The following is a 15,343-nucleotide window of genomic DNA, read 5'->3' as shown; positions in this document are numbered from 1 at the left end:
TAGGGAAACTGCGAACAAGTCCTGCAATTTAGGTATCGAGCGAGGTTTTGAGCGGCCCGCCTGATTTTTGAACGCTAAGTGTTCAATTTTGGCCAACATACTGCCGTTTTACGCCGAATTTCGACCTAATTCCAGGCTGTTCCCGGATTTCAGACAGATCTTGGCTGTCGTCGTAACATCTGGTCTACTTTAAACAGGTTCGCCAAAGTGAATAGCATGGCTAACTGTGAGTCATTTTTCGTCAGCCCTTTATAGCGTGCTTTGATAAAGCCGAACTGACATTTGATGATCCGGAACGGGTGTTCTACCTTCGCCCGAATACTGGCTTTTAAATACTCGATGTTGATAGCGGTTTTATTCTTGCGGGGATGCTTCTTCAGCGCCCGAACTTTGCCGGGACGCTCTGCTATCAGCCATTCCACATTAGTATCTTTCAGCTCTTCGCGTTTTTCCGCGCCTTGATAACCAGCATCACCAGAGATGAATTCCTCRTCGCCATGCAACAGATTTTTCAACTGGTTCAAGTCATGTTCATTGGCGGCGGTKGTCACCAGCGTATGGGTGAGGCCACTCTTTGCATCCACGCCAATGTGAGCTTTCATACCGAAGTGCCATTCATTGCCTTTTTTAGTCTGATGCATGTCCGGGTCACGTTCATTCTTTTTATTTTTAGTGGAGCTGGGTGCTTGAATAATCGTKGCATCKACYAATGTTCCTTGCGTCATCATCACACCGCAATCCGACAGCCATTGATTGACCGTTTGGAATAACTTACGAGTGAGTTTGTGTTTTTCCAGCAAGTGCCGGAAATTCATAATGGTAGTGCGGTCAGGAATGGCTTTATCCAGTGACAGTTGTGCAAACTGACGCATCGAAGCAATCTCGTAAAGCGCATCTTCCATCGCCTCATCACTCAGACTGTACCATTGCTGCATACAGTGATCATCATCACACCGCAATCCGACAGCCATTGATTGACCGTTTGGAATAACTTACGAGTGAGTTTGTGTTTTTCCAGCAAGTGCCGGAAATTCATAATGGTAGTGCGGTCAGGAATGGCTTTATCCAGTGACAGTTGTGCAAACTGACGCATCGAAGCAATCTCGTAAAGCGCATCTTCCATCGCCTCATCACTCAGACTGTACCATTGCTGCATACAGTGAATGCGGAACATCGTTTCCAGTGGATAGGGACGACGACCATTGCCCGCTTTTGGATAAAAGGGCTCAATCACTTCCAGCAGTTRAGTCCATGGTAACAGGTTGTCCATCCGAGATAAGAAAATCTCTTTACGGGTCTGGCGGCGCTTGCTGGAAAACTCACTATCGGCAAAAGTTAACTGTTGGCTCATGGGCGGTAATGGCTGTGATTTACTATGTAGCTATGATCTCACATCAGGGACTTATTCGCATCTTCCCTAAGGCATTCTTCAAGACACCACTTACTCCGTGAGCATATTCTGGACTTGAGATGAATAATCCATCCGACTGTGCGACAAGCGTCTTCAACGCCATGACATTTGGGTCATTCGACGGTTCGATATCAGGATTAAAAGGGGGAATATCGGCAAGACCATTGAATATCCTAATCTCGACACCGCAGGGTGAACTTGCCTTCATGGCTTTAAGTAAGGCCATATTGTAAGAGTCTTTCCTAAGACTTCCAGAGATAGCTAATATCCTCAAGTTCGAATCCTTTCAGTTTTCTACAATCCACAGCCCAAATTATTAATACACAAGCGAAAGACTATAAGTATAAAAACTTTATGCCTCTGTTACCTGACGACAGCCAGGGTTGCCTTCTCAAAGTCCTCTGCTGGATAAAATTTTGTTGTACATACTGAGAGCATGTCTATTTTTTCCTCTTTAGAGTCCACACCTGGTATAGCGTCAGTACATTGCCCCATGAAAGCCCCTGAGTTCGTGTAGAGACTAAATCTTAGTGAGAGTCCAAGCGAATTAGCTGTAAAACCCAAATTATTCATTTTTGTCGTTATTAGAATTTCGTTACCTACTCTTTTTGCCTCAATTAGTTCTAGCTCCAAGACATCAACAAATGACCCAATGTTCTCAGACCGCCATTTGTCCATAGACTCTTGGTAGCTTCTTTCTACCTCGCCATGACCGACGACCACATAAGTAACAAAAACAGATAAAACGGCAACAGCGAAACCAAATCCCCAATAAAATCCATCTAAAAACTTTCTCAATGCAAAATATCCTTTTTATGTAAACGCCCCATTAAGGACTTATCTAGTTGCCCGCTAAAAATAAAGCTAGAAATGGAACTGAAGCAGGCTTTAGCAGTACCAATCCTAAATTGGTTAATCCTACTTACATGTTCAATAAATTACCAACCATCTCTTGCTCATCTGAAGGCAACTGAAAGAGTGCACAGAAAACCAGAAGATGACCAGTTCGTACTTAAACCTCGAAAAGCCCAGTCATATACTCTCTCAAAGACCACTCATTCAATCAGCACAACTAAAGCCAAATCGAAGATACGAAAAACTTAGTGTAGGTGCATCTGCGGACGTCGATGGCATGGATGCCATCGTCGAGCCTCCAAGGATGGATTAACGGCGTGTAGCAGATGTATCTACACAAAAGCCTGCTGCAAGCAATTAACTAACATTAAGGTTCGACCTTCAACGCCCCTTCCAATAACAATCCCGGTAATTGCTACAACAGAAACCAAAGGGTAAGAGTCCCCTTATGACTCTCCCTCCCACTCCCCTATCACCTCATTCGCCGCCCGAAACGCCTCGACCCCGGCCGGCATGCCGCAATACAAGGTGGCATGCAATAACACCTCCTGGATCTCCTCTTCGCTGCAGCCATTACGCAACGCGCCGCGCACATGGCCCTTGAGTTCGGTGGAGGCCTTAAGGGCAGCCAGAGTAGCGATAGTGATCAAGCTGCGGGTTCGCCTGTCGAGTCCCTCTCTGGCCCACACCTCGCCCCAGGCGTTGCGGGTCACCAGCTCCTGGAGTGGCAGGGTAAAGTCACTGGCCGATGACAGCGCCCTGTCGACAAACTCATCGCCCATCACCTCGCGCCTGACGCCTAACCCTTTTTCATACTTGGCCTTATCCATGGGAACTCCTTTAACATCATGATTCAATTGAGACTTTGACAAAACAGCCTCTAAAGGTGCTTGGAAACTGGACAAAGATCAACCAAAACCTGCCCCTCTGCGGCTAAAGCATTAGGGCAGCAGCGAATTACTATAGCGCTTAGAACATAGCGCTTAGAACATAGCACTTGGAACGTAGCGCACGCAGTGATCAAGGAATAGCGGCTTAGCAGACAAGGCGCATCGAGACAGAGTGATAAATATGAGAGTCTAGCCAGCAGGCATTGGGGATTAGCGACTGAGTATTAGACGTAAAACGCTAGGTGTTAAACCTTAAGCCCTAGGTGTTAAACCTGAAGACTTAGGTGTTAAACCTGAAGCGTTAGGTGTGAGTTATTAGCCCTTAGCGATAAACGCCAGCAGCTGCGGGATAAAGGCCTCGCCCTCCTCAAGGCCGCGGCGATAGACGGCCTCGACCTTGCTGACATCCCGCTCCAGGCGCGACAAGCCGAGTGGCGTGGCGGGTTGCAGCACCAGGGCGCTGCCCTCGGATTCTGCCTTCGCCAGCTCATCCAGCGCCCGGTTATAGGTGTGGTGGCGCTCGATAAGGCCATTGGCCACCTTGGGATAGCGATGATAGAGGCGCTTGGCCAGCCATTTGGCCTTAAAGGCGGATTTGCGATAATCACTCTCCTGGGTGAGGATCACCACCTGGCGCTTAAAGCCATCTGCGCGGGCCTGAGCCAGGGGAATGGGCGCGCCTATGCCACCATCGAGATAGGGCGTGCCGCCAAGCCAGGTCGGTTTAGAGATGAAGGGCAGACTACTGGAGGCGATGAGCACCTCTAAGAAGGTGTCGTGATCGGCAAAATCCGCCATGCCGAAGAAGTCGGTCTCGCCAGTCAGGCAGTTAAACGCCCCCACCTTAAACTCCGCCTCGCTGTGACTAAAGGCCTCGAAATCATAGGGCACCAGCTCATGGGCCATGCGCCGGTAGGTAAAGTCGGTGTTGACATAGTTGCCGGTGCGCAGCAGGTGTTTGAGCCCCATGTAGCGCTTGTCGGCGAGGAAATTTTGCTGAATGGTGAGGTTACGCCCCAGCTGACGCGAGAGGTAGGAGGCGGGATAGATGGCGCCGGCGGAGACGCCCACCAGATACTGAAAATGGATCCCCGCCTGCAGCATGGCATCGAGCACACCTGCGGTGTAGATGGCCCGTAGGCCGCCACCTTCCAACACTAAGGCGCAGTTATCGACCCTAAGCTCCGCCGCCTCATGTCGGGCGGCTGCAAAGTCAGGCAGTACTGCGCCCGTCATGGCTATTCTTCCGCCTGGATCTGTCCCACCAGGAGTACAGGGGCCGCATCCAGCTCCTGGGCATCCATCATGGAGGCGATACGCTCGACGGCAGAGAGCAACTGGCTCTGTTCCCAGTCTTCAAGGTTTTGATAACGCTTGATAAAGTGATCCTGTAGCGGCTTAGGCGCGGCCTTGAGAATATCTATGCCGGCCTCGCTTAGAGACAGGTGCCACTTGCGTTTGTCTGACTCGCTACGGGTTCTCACCACCAGATCACGCGCCTCGAGGCGGTCGATAATGGTAGCAACCGTGGCAGGGCTGAGGGCCACTTCCTGAGCGATCTCCTTGGCCAGCGGACGGTCGTAGGCGGCAATGGTCTGCATCACCATTAACTGAGGGCCCGTTAGGCCAGACTGCTTATTCAGCTGGCGAGAATGTATGTCGATGGCGCGGATCACACGGCGCAGCGAAATCAGTAGTTGTTCGTACTTTTCCATAATCTCCTCTCGTTTCAGCCGCACCATACCAGAAATGTTATCTAGACTCATGCTTCAAATAGAAAAAAAGCAGAACAAACTTATCGCTTGCTCTGCTTTTGCACTAATGACTTCTGTCTATAACCTAAGGCTATATCACATCGCCATTGTCAGTATCACGCTTAAAAAGCAAAGGTACGTGACACAGATAGCACAGCGCGGGTATCGCTGTTGTCAGTATCCATGCTTGTGTCTTCAGCGGCAAGGTTAAAGTCGAACCCTTTCCAGCTGGTCATGTACTCGACGCGATAATGGTTATAGGCATCGTCACCGTTCCACGACCATTTGTCTTCATCTTGCGCTGTGATTGGCGCGCCGTGATTGGCACTCTGTAACTAACACAATGCAATTAGCGCCATCTACTTAGTGCAGTGTAATCAGCGCTATCTCATTTGCGCACTGTAATTAGCGTCGTGTCATTAGCACAGTGTACTTAGCACGGCTTGACCAGTTCGGCATGGCTGGCACAAGGCGACTAGGCCAGACTGGGTTTGAACGCCTTACACAGGCGGTTCCAACTATTGATGGCGTTGATCCCTAGGGTCAGGTCGACCAGGGCCTTGTCACCAAAATAGCGCCGCGCCCGTTCAACTGCCTCAGAGGGGATCTGCGGCAAGAAAAACTGCCCGGCCCAACTGAGCGCCTCACGCTCCGCCTCTGTGTAATAAGGCAGGCCGCGCCAGGCACTGAGGCCGGCAATCTTGTCCAGGCTTACTCCAAGCTCCAGTGCCGCCTTGGTGTGCATATTGATACAAAAGGCGCACTGATTCACCTGGGATATGTGCAGCTTTACCAGCTCGAGTTCCGCCAGCCCCAACTTATCTTGCTGACTAAATACTTGCTTTAGATAGTTTTCCTGGCTGATTAAGATAGCCAGAGCCTCTGGTGCCACCTTGGCGTAATCTATGTTTATACTCATCTTGCTTCCTCCGTTAAACGAGTCAGCATCAGCATAGCCAGGACTTGAGGTGGCGCTATTGTACATTTTCGACATCTGGCGAACTTAATACCAATCGTAATAAATAATTGATCATTCTAGCTTGTCAAAAACGCTCGATAACTGTAAAAGCATTTTTAATTGTAGAATAACGACTTATCTAAAAATCCTGCTTTGTTCTCAAGCGTTTTTCCTGCGCTATTTCTGATCACATACTTACTGTGATTGGTATAACCTGCAGGTGTGAATGAGGCGAGAGTGGCGACTAGAACCAAGGCTTCACGGGTCGCTTCGCGTGCCTCGGCGGTAGCAAATATGCCGACATCTGGTACACTTGCGCCCTCAGAAACAGATCTCAGCTTAGGCGTACACTCATGGGCGACTCCACAACTTCGGCAACCACCTCAACCGCGACCCACCTGGCGGTAGCCAGCATCGACGGCGAGCAGCTGCATCAGGCGCTAAACGCCCAGAGCGGCGCCGAGAAACGCGCCCTGAGTTACAGCCTGACCATACATCAGCTATTTTGCCAGACGCTGCAAAGCAAGCTACCGGGCGATCGCATCTTGGCCGACTATTTCCGCGCCCATAAGAAGCATGGCTCCAAAGACAGACGGGTGATTCGCGAGAGCCTCTTTGGCCTGTTTCGCTGGCATGGCTGGCTTAGGCTAATCCCCCTGAAAGACGCCAGCCAACAGGCGATTTCCCAGCAGTGGTTCGCTCAGTTAGCCTTGACCGCAGCCCTGGAGTCTCATCCCTGGCAGGATATCGTCTCCGCCTGGCGCGGGTTTGCGGGGCTAGCTGAACCAGCAATAACTGCTCATGCAGACTCAGGCTCTGACGCTCTTGAGACCAAACAGACCATGCTTGAGGCCGCCTTCCCCGGCCAGGCCTTCCCCCTGACGGCGCTGGCCCCCGACTGGTTCTGGGCCCATTTCGACCAGGACAGCGACAAGCAGAAACGTCTGGTGGAGAGCCTAAGCACCCGCCCACCTATCTGGGGACGACTACAAGGCATTTCTCTGGCCAAGGCTCAGGCCAAGCTGGCAAAGCAAGAGATCCACACCAGCGGCAGCGACTATTTCACTGATGCCATCAACCTGGGGCACAAGAGCATCAACCTCAACGCCGTCACCCTCTACGGCGAAGGCAAGCTGGAGATCCAGGATCTCGGCTCTCAGGTGATCGGTAACATCTGCGCGCCCAAGGCCGATGAGTCATGGTGGGACGCCTGCAGCGGCGCCGGTGGCAAGAGTCTGCAGCTTCGCTCACTCATGCTGCAGCAAGATAAGCAGGCCAGCGGCAGCGTGGTCGCCTCAGACATTCGCCGCAAGCCCCTCGAAGAGCTGGCTAAACGCGCCAAACGCGCCGGTTTTAGTCAGATCAGCACCCAGCCTTGGCAATCCGATGCCCTGCCAGTGCCCGCACAGGCCTTCGATGGCGTGCTGGTCGACGCCCCCTGCAGCTGCACCGGTACCTGGCGACGCAATCCGGACATGCGCTGGCTCGATGACGCCAGCGCTATCACAGACAAGGCGAGCCTGCAGCTGGATATATTAAGCCGCGCCTGTGACGCGGTAAGACCCGGCGGCGTCCTGATCTATGCCACCTGTTCGATTAGTCCGGTCGAAAACCAAGAGGTCGTCGAGGCCTTCCTGGCTAAGCGTCCCGACTTTAGCCTGCAGACACTGACTCACCCCTTTACCCATGAAGCGACACAGATGCTAACGGTACTGCCCTACCAGGCAGATAGCGACGGCATGTTTGTGGCCAAGATGATTCGTCTCGCGTAGAAGGCTTCGTCAGGCCTAGAATCATTCATCAGGTCTAGAGTTGTTCGTTAGGCTTAGCTTGGTTCATCAGGGCTAAGTCCCTCCCCCACAGCTCCCAATTGGCGCCGCGATAGGACGGCGCTCTTGTCACCTGTTTGTATCATCCCTGTCACCCAGGCGTCATATTAGCTTCTTACCATGCGGTTTCGGCTAGGCCTAGATAGCACAAGATAGGTCAGTAAAGATCAGTAACGAGAGACAGGTGAGATCATGTCACACTATGATGAATTTGAGATGGCATCACAGCAGGCGCCCACATGGGAGTTCGATGCCCAGGATAAGCTGCGCAGTAAGCGCGGTAAGCAGCGACGTCGTCATCAGGCCAACCAGCCAAAGCGATATGAGCATGATGACGAGTTTGACGAGGATATCTGGCGTTAGCCGTGCTTGGGTGAACGCCTAGCTGTGCTCACCCAAGTCTCCAACAAGCTTATGGGCTACTAAAAGTTGGCACTGGCGCCGATATAGAAACCACTGTCGAAGGTGTTATCGCGGCTATTGTCATACTGCAGGCGTATATTGCGGTAACCGGCAAACAGCCCAAGATTTGGATTGACCTGAAACTGAATCTTGCCATCTAACTCATACTGGCCATCGACACTACCGAAACTGAGCACAGATGGCGCATAGTAGGCCGAGGTCTTGAGGGCGATGTTTGAGCCCAGATCCAGCGAATAGCGTCCGCCGATCGCCACCACACTACCGTTACTGCTATTTTCAGCCCAATAGTGGGAAAACTTAGGCCCAACCTCGAAGTGATGTGCCCCGGCATCATGGGTCATGTGCGCCGCGGCAGAGACCATATGCCCCTCATCGTTGGAATAGAGATACCCCATCACCAAATTAGCCGACGGGTTAAGCTCCATCTGCAGATCCGTTGAGATCACATCGTCGTTGATGCCAAGGTTCAAGTTGCTGGCCTGAGCCGTCAGGCTCAGGCTGGCTAACAGCAGTAGCGCGAGTTTAGTTTTCATCGTCACCCCTTAAAATGTGGTTTTTAGTCGGGCAAGAGGGTATCAGACTGTATTTTTTCCCACCATAAAATATGCTTCATCAAGCTGTTTTCAAAGAATTTATTAACAAACTCATTGCATAAAACAACCGTGATCACCACAAGTTCAATGAGTAGGATACAAAGGTCACCAGCGCCTCTATTACGCAATCCATTTTCCTGTCAGGTCACTGCGCTCTGCCTCCAACCTCTAACCTCCAACCTCTAACCTCTAACCTCTAACCTCCAACCTCCAACCGCCAGCCGCCAGCCGCCAGCCGCCAGCCGCCAGCCGCCAGCCGTAACTTCTAGCAACTAGCCTCTAGCTGCTAGAGGTTAGAGGTCATCAATCGACTTAAACTGACAATTTAAATTGCGCGCAATATATTTTGTTGCTAGGCTAATAACATCATCAGGAGGAAGCCTATTATGTCGATATACGATTTTTCGCTCACCCGCATCGATGGCAGCACGCAGTCGATGGCGGATTTCAAAGGTAAGGTACTGCTTATCGTCAACACCGCCAGCAAGTGTGGCTTCACCCCACAGTACCAGGCACTGCAAGCCCTGTATGATAAGTTTGGCCCGGAGCGATTCGCCGTGCTCGGCTTCCCCTGTAACCAATTTGGCAAACAGGAACAGGGAGACGAGAGCGAGATCAGTCAGTTCTGCGAACTTAACTTCGGGGTCAATTTCCCACTCTTTGCCAAGATAGAGGTGAACGGCGACAAGACGCCCCCCCTGTATCGTTACCTTAAACGTGAAGCCAAGGGGCTACTGGGCAGCGAGTCGATCAAATGGAACTTCACCAAGTTCCTCGTAGACGCTAACGGACGGGTACTAGAGCGATTCGCGCCCACCACGACGCCGGAATCTTTAACAGAAAAAATTGCTGCTTTAGTGAACTAATCCAAACAGATAGGAGAATGTTGGAAATATCTTCAAACATTTTTGGTTATTTTTTGAACTTTTTGCCGTTTAAAAACTCCAAATACTGAACGCGAAGATTTGCTTTTTCATGTTCATCATTCTCCCTGGGACTTCTAGCGCAGTCCCCCTAGATCTAGATGGATCGACAGGCAACCTCCTAGGTTGCCTTTTTTTATAAATTCAATTTAGATCAATAGATTATGCTCTAAAAAAGAGCGCCAGACTGCCCATCGTCTCGATGTGTTTGATGACGTTTTACACGGCAAGATCTCCCAACGGCATCTATACTAAAAGGTTAAATTTGCCCCTTTGGCGACGGTTGGCAAAAAAATTTGAATTTTTTACAAGCTTTATTGAACTTATCTGCTACGAGGGACTCTGAATAAGTGAACGGATTAGCGGGTTGGGTAATTTAGCTAACGAATGATTCGGTAAGCGTACCTGGCTCAAGTTACATTGTTCATCATCATCTCCCTTTGGTGACCCTTTAGGTCCCAAGAGCATCGACCTCGCTAGCGCAATGGGGTTTATGACTCGACACTTATTTGATTCATGGCAACCTTTGGTTGCCATTTTTTTTGCCTGTTTAAATGCATTCGAGTCCGCCAAGTCGGCGAACCACAGAAAATGTGCTTTTTTCGATTATTTTTTTGCAGTGCAGGGAACTAACCCGAAGATGGGGACTCTGAAGAGATGTAACAGATTTTTCATCATTGTTTGTTCATCATCTCCCTTCGAGACCCAATTGGTCTCTGGAGCTTAGAAATTTCGCTAGCGCACAGATTTCTCTCTCCAAATAGATAGTTATGGCAACCCCTTGGGTTGCCATTTTTTTATCCTAAGCCAGCAGTTGCTTGTCTAACTGTACCGACAAAGAGGGGTGATACCCTGCCCTCGCCTTGCTATAGATGCTACGCAGCTTCTCAACATAGCCTGCTGCCAGTAACTCGTTGTACAGGGGACGCACAAACTTACCCCGTCCTATCTTCATCAGATAAGCCTCGACAAAGGGCAACACGGGATCGTAATGATTACGTATGGCCACACGATACCAGTCACAGGCGATCTCGGCATTGGTGCTACGGCTAAGGTTGAAGCAGCTGTCTAAGTCGATCAATGCCTCTTGCTCCAGCACCTCGGGCAAGCTATTCAGGAAGTATTGCCAGTGATGCACGCGCCAATCGGCGGTATTATCCCGGTTGATGGGCTCACCGGCGAGCCAGGCAGCGCGCAGGGTATCGACCTTCTTTAGGCTGTCAGAACTCGGCGCCACGAACCAGGCCGGCATCCCCTCTCCGTAGACCCACTCGAGCAGCTCGGCCTCGGTTAACTTATCACCATGCTGAACAAGCAGGGTCTGCTTGGCGTATTCGACGAAGGTTTCCGTGGTGATCGCCTGGAAGGCAAAGTGATTCACATACTCGAACAGGAAACTGTCGAAGACTTCACGCCCCAGACGACGCTCCAGCTCATGGACAAACATGGAGGCCTTGTCATAGGTGAAACGGTTAAAGGCATCATTGGGATCGCCCGCCTGCACATTGGCCGGCAGGGTCTGCGCCGCGAGCGGCATGCTGACCAGCTCCTCCTTGAGGCGACCATATTCCAGCACCACCTCCAGCTCGGCCAGCTCCTTGCCGTACACGGCTTCGACGATGCGGTTAGTGAAATAGGTGGTAAAGCCCTCGTTTAGCCAGAGATCCCGCCAGGTGGCGTTGCTCACCAGGTTGCCCGTCCAGGAGTGCGCCAGCTCGTGGGCAACCGTGGAGACCAGGCTCTTATCGCCGGCAATCAGGGTCGGTGTCATGAAGGCGAGTCTGGGGTTTTCCATACCGCCAAAGGGAAAACTCGGCGGTAAGATCAGCATGTCGTAGCGATCCCAGGCGTAGGGGCCCAGCAGAGACTCGGCGATCTCGACCATCTTCTCGGTATCTTCAAACTCCTTCACCGCGGCGCCGAGCACCTCAGGTTCGGCATACACGCCGGTGCGCGGGCCGATGGCGCCAAAGTGTAGATCGCCCACAGCAATGGCCAGCAGATGAGTAGGAATCGGCTTTTCCATCTCGAAACTAAATTCACTGGTTAATGGCGCGTCACCATGGTTCATGGCGCTCATCACGACGCGCATCCCTTGCGGCACGGTAATTTTTGCATCGAAGGTGATTCTGGCCTTGGGGCTATCTTGCAGCGGGATCCAGCTGCGGGCGTTGATGGGCTGAGACTGACTGAACAGAAACGGCAGCTGTTTACCACTGGTCTGCTCCGGCGATAGCCACTGCAGCCCCTGCGCCGACGGCGAGGTATGATACTTGATTATGATCTGCTTGCTCGGCGCCGTCAGCTCTATGGCCAGACGCTGACCACGCACCGCATCTTGCTCGTCCAATCTATAGGCCAAGGCATTACCGGCATCGTCCTGCACGCTGCTAATGCTAAGGTCACGGGTATCTAAGTAGAGGATACGGCAAGCCGGCTCAAGGTAGTCTATGTTAAGCCGGGCGCTACCGATAAGCTGCCGCGCGGCAAAATCGACCTCAAGGGCCAGGCTTAAATGCGTGACCCGAATTGCATCGACATTGGCAAACGAATGATGGTCTTGTTGATTATCCCACTGCTCTATCACAAGGAATCCTTTTTTATAATGAAGGGCTAGCGCCATTTTAGTCCCGCAAGCCTGGATTGTCATTGCCGCCTGGCATGTCGTAACCACAGGTAAAGCGAGTCGACTAACTGTCACCTAATCTAGCGGCCTGGAAATTGACTTCAGCGGTTGAAGATGGAACAATTGGGATACTTTATACAAAAATAACAATAAGGAAACCTCTGTGTCCCATTCATCGCTCATGCGTCTCGGTGCGGCAGCTCTGCCCCTGCTGACCAGCTTCGCCCTGCAGGCAGGCGAAACCTCGCCGGTTGCACCATTACAACAAATCTTAAGCCAAAATCACGACTGCAGCCCCACGATCACCATTCGCTCTCAGGCGCTCACCCAGGAGCAGATAACCACGGCCTGCGCCCTGATGCAGAAGCAGGAAGCCAAGTTCCACCAGCTATTTGGCACCCAGGGCAAGCCGGTGGCCAATGACAACAACCAACGCATGCGCGCCAATGTCTATCACAGTCGCGACGACTATACCCGCTATGTGACGGCGCACTTCGACGTGCCCAGCGACAACGGTGGCATGTTCTTAGAAGGGCTGCCCCACCAGCCGGGCAATCAGGCTGAATTTGTCGCCTATGAGCGCGGCGGACAGATCTGGAACCTGGCCCACGAGTATGTGCATTATCTCGACGGCCACTTCAACCTCTACGGCGATTTTTGCGCCTCTCTACACGACTCCCATAGCGCCCCCGAGTATTGCCCCAAGCCGGCGCCGCTATTGCCGCACTTGGTCTGGTGGAGCGAGGGATTGGGGGAATATATCTCTCAAGGGGACGATAACCCGGCGGCCATCGCCATCATCGCCAAGCAGCACTTCGAGTTGAGTGAGCTGTTTAACACCAGCTATGAGCACAACGGCGGCACAGATCGCGTCTACCGCTGGGGCTATCTGGCGGTACGCTTTATGATGGAACACCACAAAGACAAGATAGACACCATGCTGGGCTTTACCCGCAAGGGCGATTACCCCAGATATCAGGCACTGGTAAAGCAGTGGGGCACCAGCATGGATGAGGAATTTCGGGCCTGGCTCAAGCGTCTGAATTCAGAGCAAGCTTCTTAAGAGCTCTTATTCAGGCCAAGCTTCGTAAGGAAAGGCCTGCGTAAGAAAGCCTGCTTAGGACAAACTCCTCAAACCGCTTATTGGGTATTGCCTTCCCCGTCGCGCGCCAAGAGCCAATAGAGGCCTTGGCTCGCGGTGGTGGGAAAGGCGGTTTCGTGGCGCGCCCCCGCTATGGTTAACACCTCCAGCTCCAGGGCATCTCCTAGCTGTTTGTTAAGATGCTTGCTGAGTTTATCGGCCCCGTCCACCATGTCGTGTAGCATGCCCGCCTTAGCTGGCGTCTCCAATGCCCCGACCGCCAGAAACACCCGTCGCTTCTGCGCCTGTTTAGCCGCCGCCCTCGCCTTCGCCGTCAGGGATAAGATCTGCTCCCCCTTAAACCACACAGAAGGACTGCCCAGCACATAGTGGTCAAACAGATTAGGCCGCTCGAGTAGCAGATAAGCTCCCAGCAAGCCGCCGAGGGAGTTACCGACGAAGGTTAGCTCATTGTCGTTAACCCGGTACCGCCCCGCCACAAAGGGCAAGACCACTGTCTGAAGATAGTCTGCATATTGGCTGGCACCGCCGGTTTCTAGCTTCCAGCCGCTGTCCACAACCTGGGTATAGTCACGCACCCGACTCTGGGGCACCTTATCCCCCTTGGCATAGGAGAGCCCAACGATGATCGCCTCACGCATCTTGCCGCTATTCATGGGAAAACGCGTCATGCCCGAGACAATCTGAAAGGCATAGGGGGCATCGGCCACATAGATCACCGGATAATGCCTTTCGCTGTCAGACTGATAAGAGCGCGGCAGCTTAACCCAGAGTGGATAGACGCGCTTACTCACGGGATCGGTCAGCTCGAACACAGCGGTGCGGGGGATCTCTACCTTAGGCACTGGCGACTTTGAATTAGACGCTGGCGACATTGAATTAGGCGCCAGAGAGCCGGGCGCCGCTTGTTCGGGTACCGTTACCGGAGTGGATGCCTGACTGGCCATAGAGAAGACTAAGAAGATAGCCAGCGATGTGAGCAGATGGGGTAACTTCATGTCGGCGCAATGTCCTTATTGATGACGAAGGTGAGTAGTGAGTCAGGCAACAGACTACTTTAGCCGGTGCTAAACATGAAGCTTTTTTATTGATTTAATACGGTTTTTTAAAAAACATGAAAATATTTAAGAATTTTTCTGAACTAATCCCGATAAAAGCGCTCTGATAATATGAACAGAATTTGCATCGATTAGTTAATCCAGTGACAGGTCTTAATTAATCATCAGTGTGTTTACCGTTCATCATCATTCCCTTTAGATAGTTTCTAGCGCAACTATCCTTAGATTCCGAATTTGGAACTTAAGCGACCTCATCAGGGTCGCTTTTTTTTATCCTGAATTTGCTAGCGTTTGCCTTCGAATAAAGGTATTGGCTTTTTAGCTTCTAACCTTTAGTGGCATAGGTTTTTACTTCGCTGATGGTAGCGTTGACCTTCATGGTTTTGAATTGCCTACGGCAGGCTTATATGTTTACACCTGGTTATCCGTCTCTTCGATTGAGCGGCTTCTGTATCCGCGACGATCAAACACCAAATCATTTTGGACAAAAGTAAGTAGACCTTCGAATAAAGGTATTGGCTTTTTAGATTGTAACCTTTAGTGGCATAGGTTTTTACTTCGCTGATGGTAGCGTTGACCTTCATGGTTTTGAATTGCCTGCAGCAGGCTTATGTGCAAACACATTTGTGACACGCTTCGAGCACTTCCCTGTGAGCTCTACCCTGTGAGCTCTACCCTGTAGGATCCCCTCATAATTCATACCCCCAGCAGCCGTAAATGAGTGATAACTCAGCCAGCTTCCTGGCAGCATGGAGTAGGTCATCGGCTGACATTGGGTATCTGTCTCGTCGTCGCATCAGCTCTTTTCCCATCCGCACTATCGATAACACATTACGTTTCTTCACCGTATTGGCCTGGAAATGTCGTTGCAATTGCTTCGCTTCACCAAAGAGTCCCACCCACCAAAATGCCAATTGCACC

At 51.5% G+C, this 15,343-nt stretch carries 12 protein-coding genes and 4 pseudogenes; 4 read left to right on the top strand and 12 right to left on the bottom strand.

Translation table 11 applies throughout. The annotated features are described in order from the left end of the window. Positions 1–149 precede the first annotated feature (149 nt). From L1D47_RS18345 to L1D47_RS18310, 8 genes and pseudogenes are all read right to left on the bottom strand, one after another. Positions 150–941: pseudogene (locus tag L1D47_RS18345) on the bottom strand (IS5 family transposase); the annotation flags it as partial. Positions 942–943: 2 nt separating this feature from the next. Beyond that, positions 944–1,351 (bottom strand): annotated as a pseudogene (locus tag L1D47_RS18340) (transposase); the annotation flags it as partial. 423 nt (positions 1,352–1,774) lie between these two features. Then, positions 1,775–2,209, bottom strand: a complete 435-nt coding sequence (locus L1D47_RS18335) for a hypothetical protein (RefSeq protein WP_239886318.1) — start codon at positions 2,207–2,209, stop codon at positions 1,775–1,777. Between the two features lie 503 nt (positions 2,210–2,712). Further along, positions 2,713–3,096 carry a 4-carboxymuconolactone decarboxylase gene (gene pcaC / locus L1D47_RS18330; RefSeq protein ID WP_239886317.1) on the bottom strand — a complete coding sequence of 128 codons (384 nt, stop codon included), beginning with the start codon at positions 3,094–3,096 and terminating at the stop codon, positions 2,713–2,715. Positions 3,097–3,471: 375 nt separating this feature from the next. Continuing rightward, positions 3,472–4,392, bottom strand: a complete 921-nt coding sequence (locus L1D47_RS18325; RefSeq protein WP_239886316.1) for a patatin family protein — start codon at positions 4,390–4,392, stop codon at positions 3,472–3,474. A gap of 2 nt (positions 4,393–4,394) precedes the next feature. Further along, a complete protein-coding gene (locus tag L1D47_RS18320) occupies positions 4,395–4,871 on the bottom strand; it encodes a MarR family winged helix-turn-helix transcriptional regulator (RefSeq protein ID WP_041509527.1) in 477 nt (158 codons plus the stop codon). Positions 4,872–5,032: 161 nt separating this feature from the next. After that, positions 5,033–5,215 (bottom strand): annotated as a pseudogene (locus L1D47_RS18315) (hypothetical protein); the annotation flags it as partial. 170 nt (positions 5,216–5,385) lie between these two features. Further along, the gene (locus tag L1D47_RS18310) at positions 5,386–5,829 is read right to left on the bottom strand and encodes a carboxymuconolactone decarboxylase family protein (RefSeq protein ID WP_239886315.1); all 444 of its coding nucleotides are present in this window, start codon (positions 5,827–5,829) and stop codon (positions 5,386–5,388) included. A gap of 392 nt (positions 5,830–6,221) precedes the next feature. Here L1D47_RS18310 and L1D47_RS18305 point away from each other — a divergent pair, with 392 nt between their 5' ends. Beyond that, positions 6,222–7,640, top strand: coding sequence for an RsmB/NOP family class I SAM-dependent RNA methyltransferase (locus L1D47_RS18305; protein ID WP_239886314.1), 1,419 nt, complete (start codon positions 6,222–6,224; stop codon positions 7,638–7,640). Between the two features lie 249 nt (positions 7,641–7,889). Beyond that, entirely contained in the window at positions 7,890–8,060 is a 171-nt protein-coding gene (locus tag L1D47_RS18300; protein ID WP_160290139.1) for a hypothetical protein, read from the top strand. Positions 8,061–8,119: 59 nt separating this feature from the next. Here the strand turns inward: L1D47_RS18300 and L1D47_RS18295 are convergent, their stop codons facing one another. Next, positions 8,120–8,653: a YfaZ family outer membrane protein gene (locus tag L1D47_RS18295; RefSeq protein WP_239886313.1), complete on the bottom strand. Its 534-nt coding sequence runs from the start codon at positions 8,651–8,653 to the stop codon at positions 8,120–8,122. A gap of 446 nt (positions 8,654–9,099) precedes the next feature. On the opposite strand from L1D47_RS18295, the gene L1D47_RS18290 reads away from it, so the two are divergent. Then, positions 9,100–9,579: a glutathione peroxidase gene (locus L1D47_RS18290; RefSeq protein ID WP_041509189.1), complete on the top strand. Its 480-nt coding sequence runs from the start codon at positions 9,100–9,102 to the stop codon at positions 9,577–9,579. Between the two features lie 859 nt (positions 9,580–10,438). Here L1D47_RS18290 and L1D47_RS18285 read toward each other — a convergent pair. Beyond that, positions 10,439–12,259 carry a M1 family metallopeptidase gene (locus tag L1D47_RS18285; protein ID WP_239886312.1) on the bottom strand — a complete coding sequence of 607 codons (1,821 nt, stop codon included), beginning with the start codon at positions 12,257–12,259 and terminating at the stop codon, positions 10,439–10,441. A 184-nt stretch (positions 12,260–12,443) separates the two neighbouring features. Here L1D47_RS18285 and L1D47_RS18280 point away from each other — a divergent pair, with 184 nt between their 5' ends. Then, complete coding sequence (locus L1D47_RS18280; RefSeq protein ID WP_239886319.1) at positions 12,444–13,325, top strand: collagenase; 882 nt, start codon at positions 12,444–12,446, stop codon at positions 13,323–13,325. A 77-nt stretch (positions 13,326–13,402) separates the two neighbouring features. On the opposite strand, the gene L1D47_RS18275 is transcribed toward L1D47_RS18280, so the two are convergent. Next, complete coding sequence (locus tag L1D47_RS18275) at positions 13,403–14,362, bottom strand: alpha/beta hydrolase-fold protein (protein ID WP_239886311.1); 960 nt, start codon at positions 14,360–14,362, stop codon at positions 13,403–13,405. A gap of 749 nt (positions 14,363–15,111) precedes the next feature. Beyond that, a pseudogene (locus L1D47_RS18270) lies at positions 15,112–15,343 on the bottom strand (IS4 family transposase); the annotation flags it as partial.

It is taken from the genome of Shewanella sp. Isolate7 (assembly GCF_022398425.1).
Classification (GTDB): Bacteria; Pseudomonadota; Gammaproteobacteria; order Enterobacterales; family Shewanellaceae; genus Shewanella.
The sequence above is the reverse complement of the archived record's forward strand: the minus strand, read 5'-3'. Positions and strand labels throughout refer to the sequence as shown.

Coding starts and splice junctions, on each gene's coding strand:
- L1D47_RS18290 (WP_041509189.1), top strand. CDS start 9,100: ATGTCGATATACGATTTTTCGCTCACCCGCATCGATGGCAGCACGCAG.
- L1D47_RS18295 (WP_239886313.1), bottom strand. CDS start 8,653: ATGAAAACTAAACTCGCGCTACTGCTGTTAGCCAGCCTGAGCCTGACG.
- L1D47_RS18285 (WP_239886312.1), bottom strand. CDS start 12,259: ATGGCGCTAGCCCTTCATTATAAAAAAGGATTCCTTGTGATAGAGCAG.
- L1D47_RS18305 (WP_239886314.1), top strand. CDS start 6,222: ATGGGCGACTCCACAACTTCGGCAACCACCTCAACCGCGACCCACCTG.
- L1D47_RS18325 (WP_239886316.1), bottom strand. CDS start 4,392: ATGACGGGCGCAGTACTGCCTGACTTTGCAGCCGCCCGACATGAGGCG.
- L1D47_RS18275 (WP_239886311.1), bottom strand. CDS start 14,362: ATGAAGTTACCCCATCTGCTCACATCGCTGGCTATCTTCTTAGTCTTC.
- L1D47_RS18320 (WP_041509527.1), bottom strand. CDS start 4,871: ATGGAAAAGTACGAACAACTACTGATTTCGCTGCGCCGTGTGATCCGC.
- L1D47_RS18310 (WP_239886315.1), bottom strand. CDS start 5,829: ATGAGTATAAACATAGATTACGCCAAGGTGGCACCAGAGGCTCTGGCT.
- pcaC (WP_239886317.1), bottom strand. CDS start 3,096: ATGGATAAGGCCAAGTATGAAAAAGGGTTAGGCGTCAGGCGCGAGGTG.
- L1D47_RS18280 (WP_239886319.1), top strand. CDS start 12,444: ATGCGTCTCGGTGCGGCAGCTCTGCCCCTGCTGACCAGCTTCGCCCTG.
- L1D47_RS18300 (WP_160290139.1), top strand. CDS start 7,890: ATGTCACACTATGATGAATTTGAGATGGCATCACAGCAGGCGCCCACA.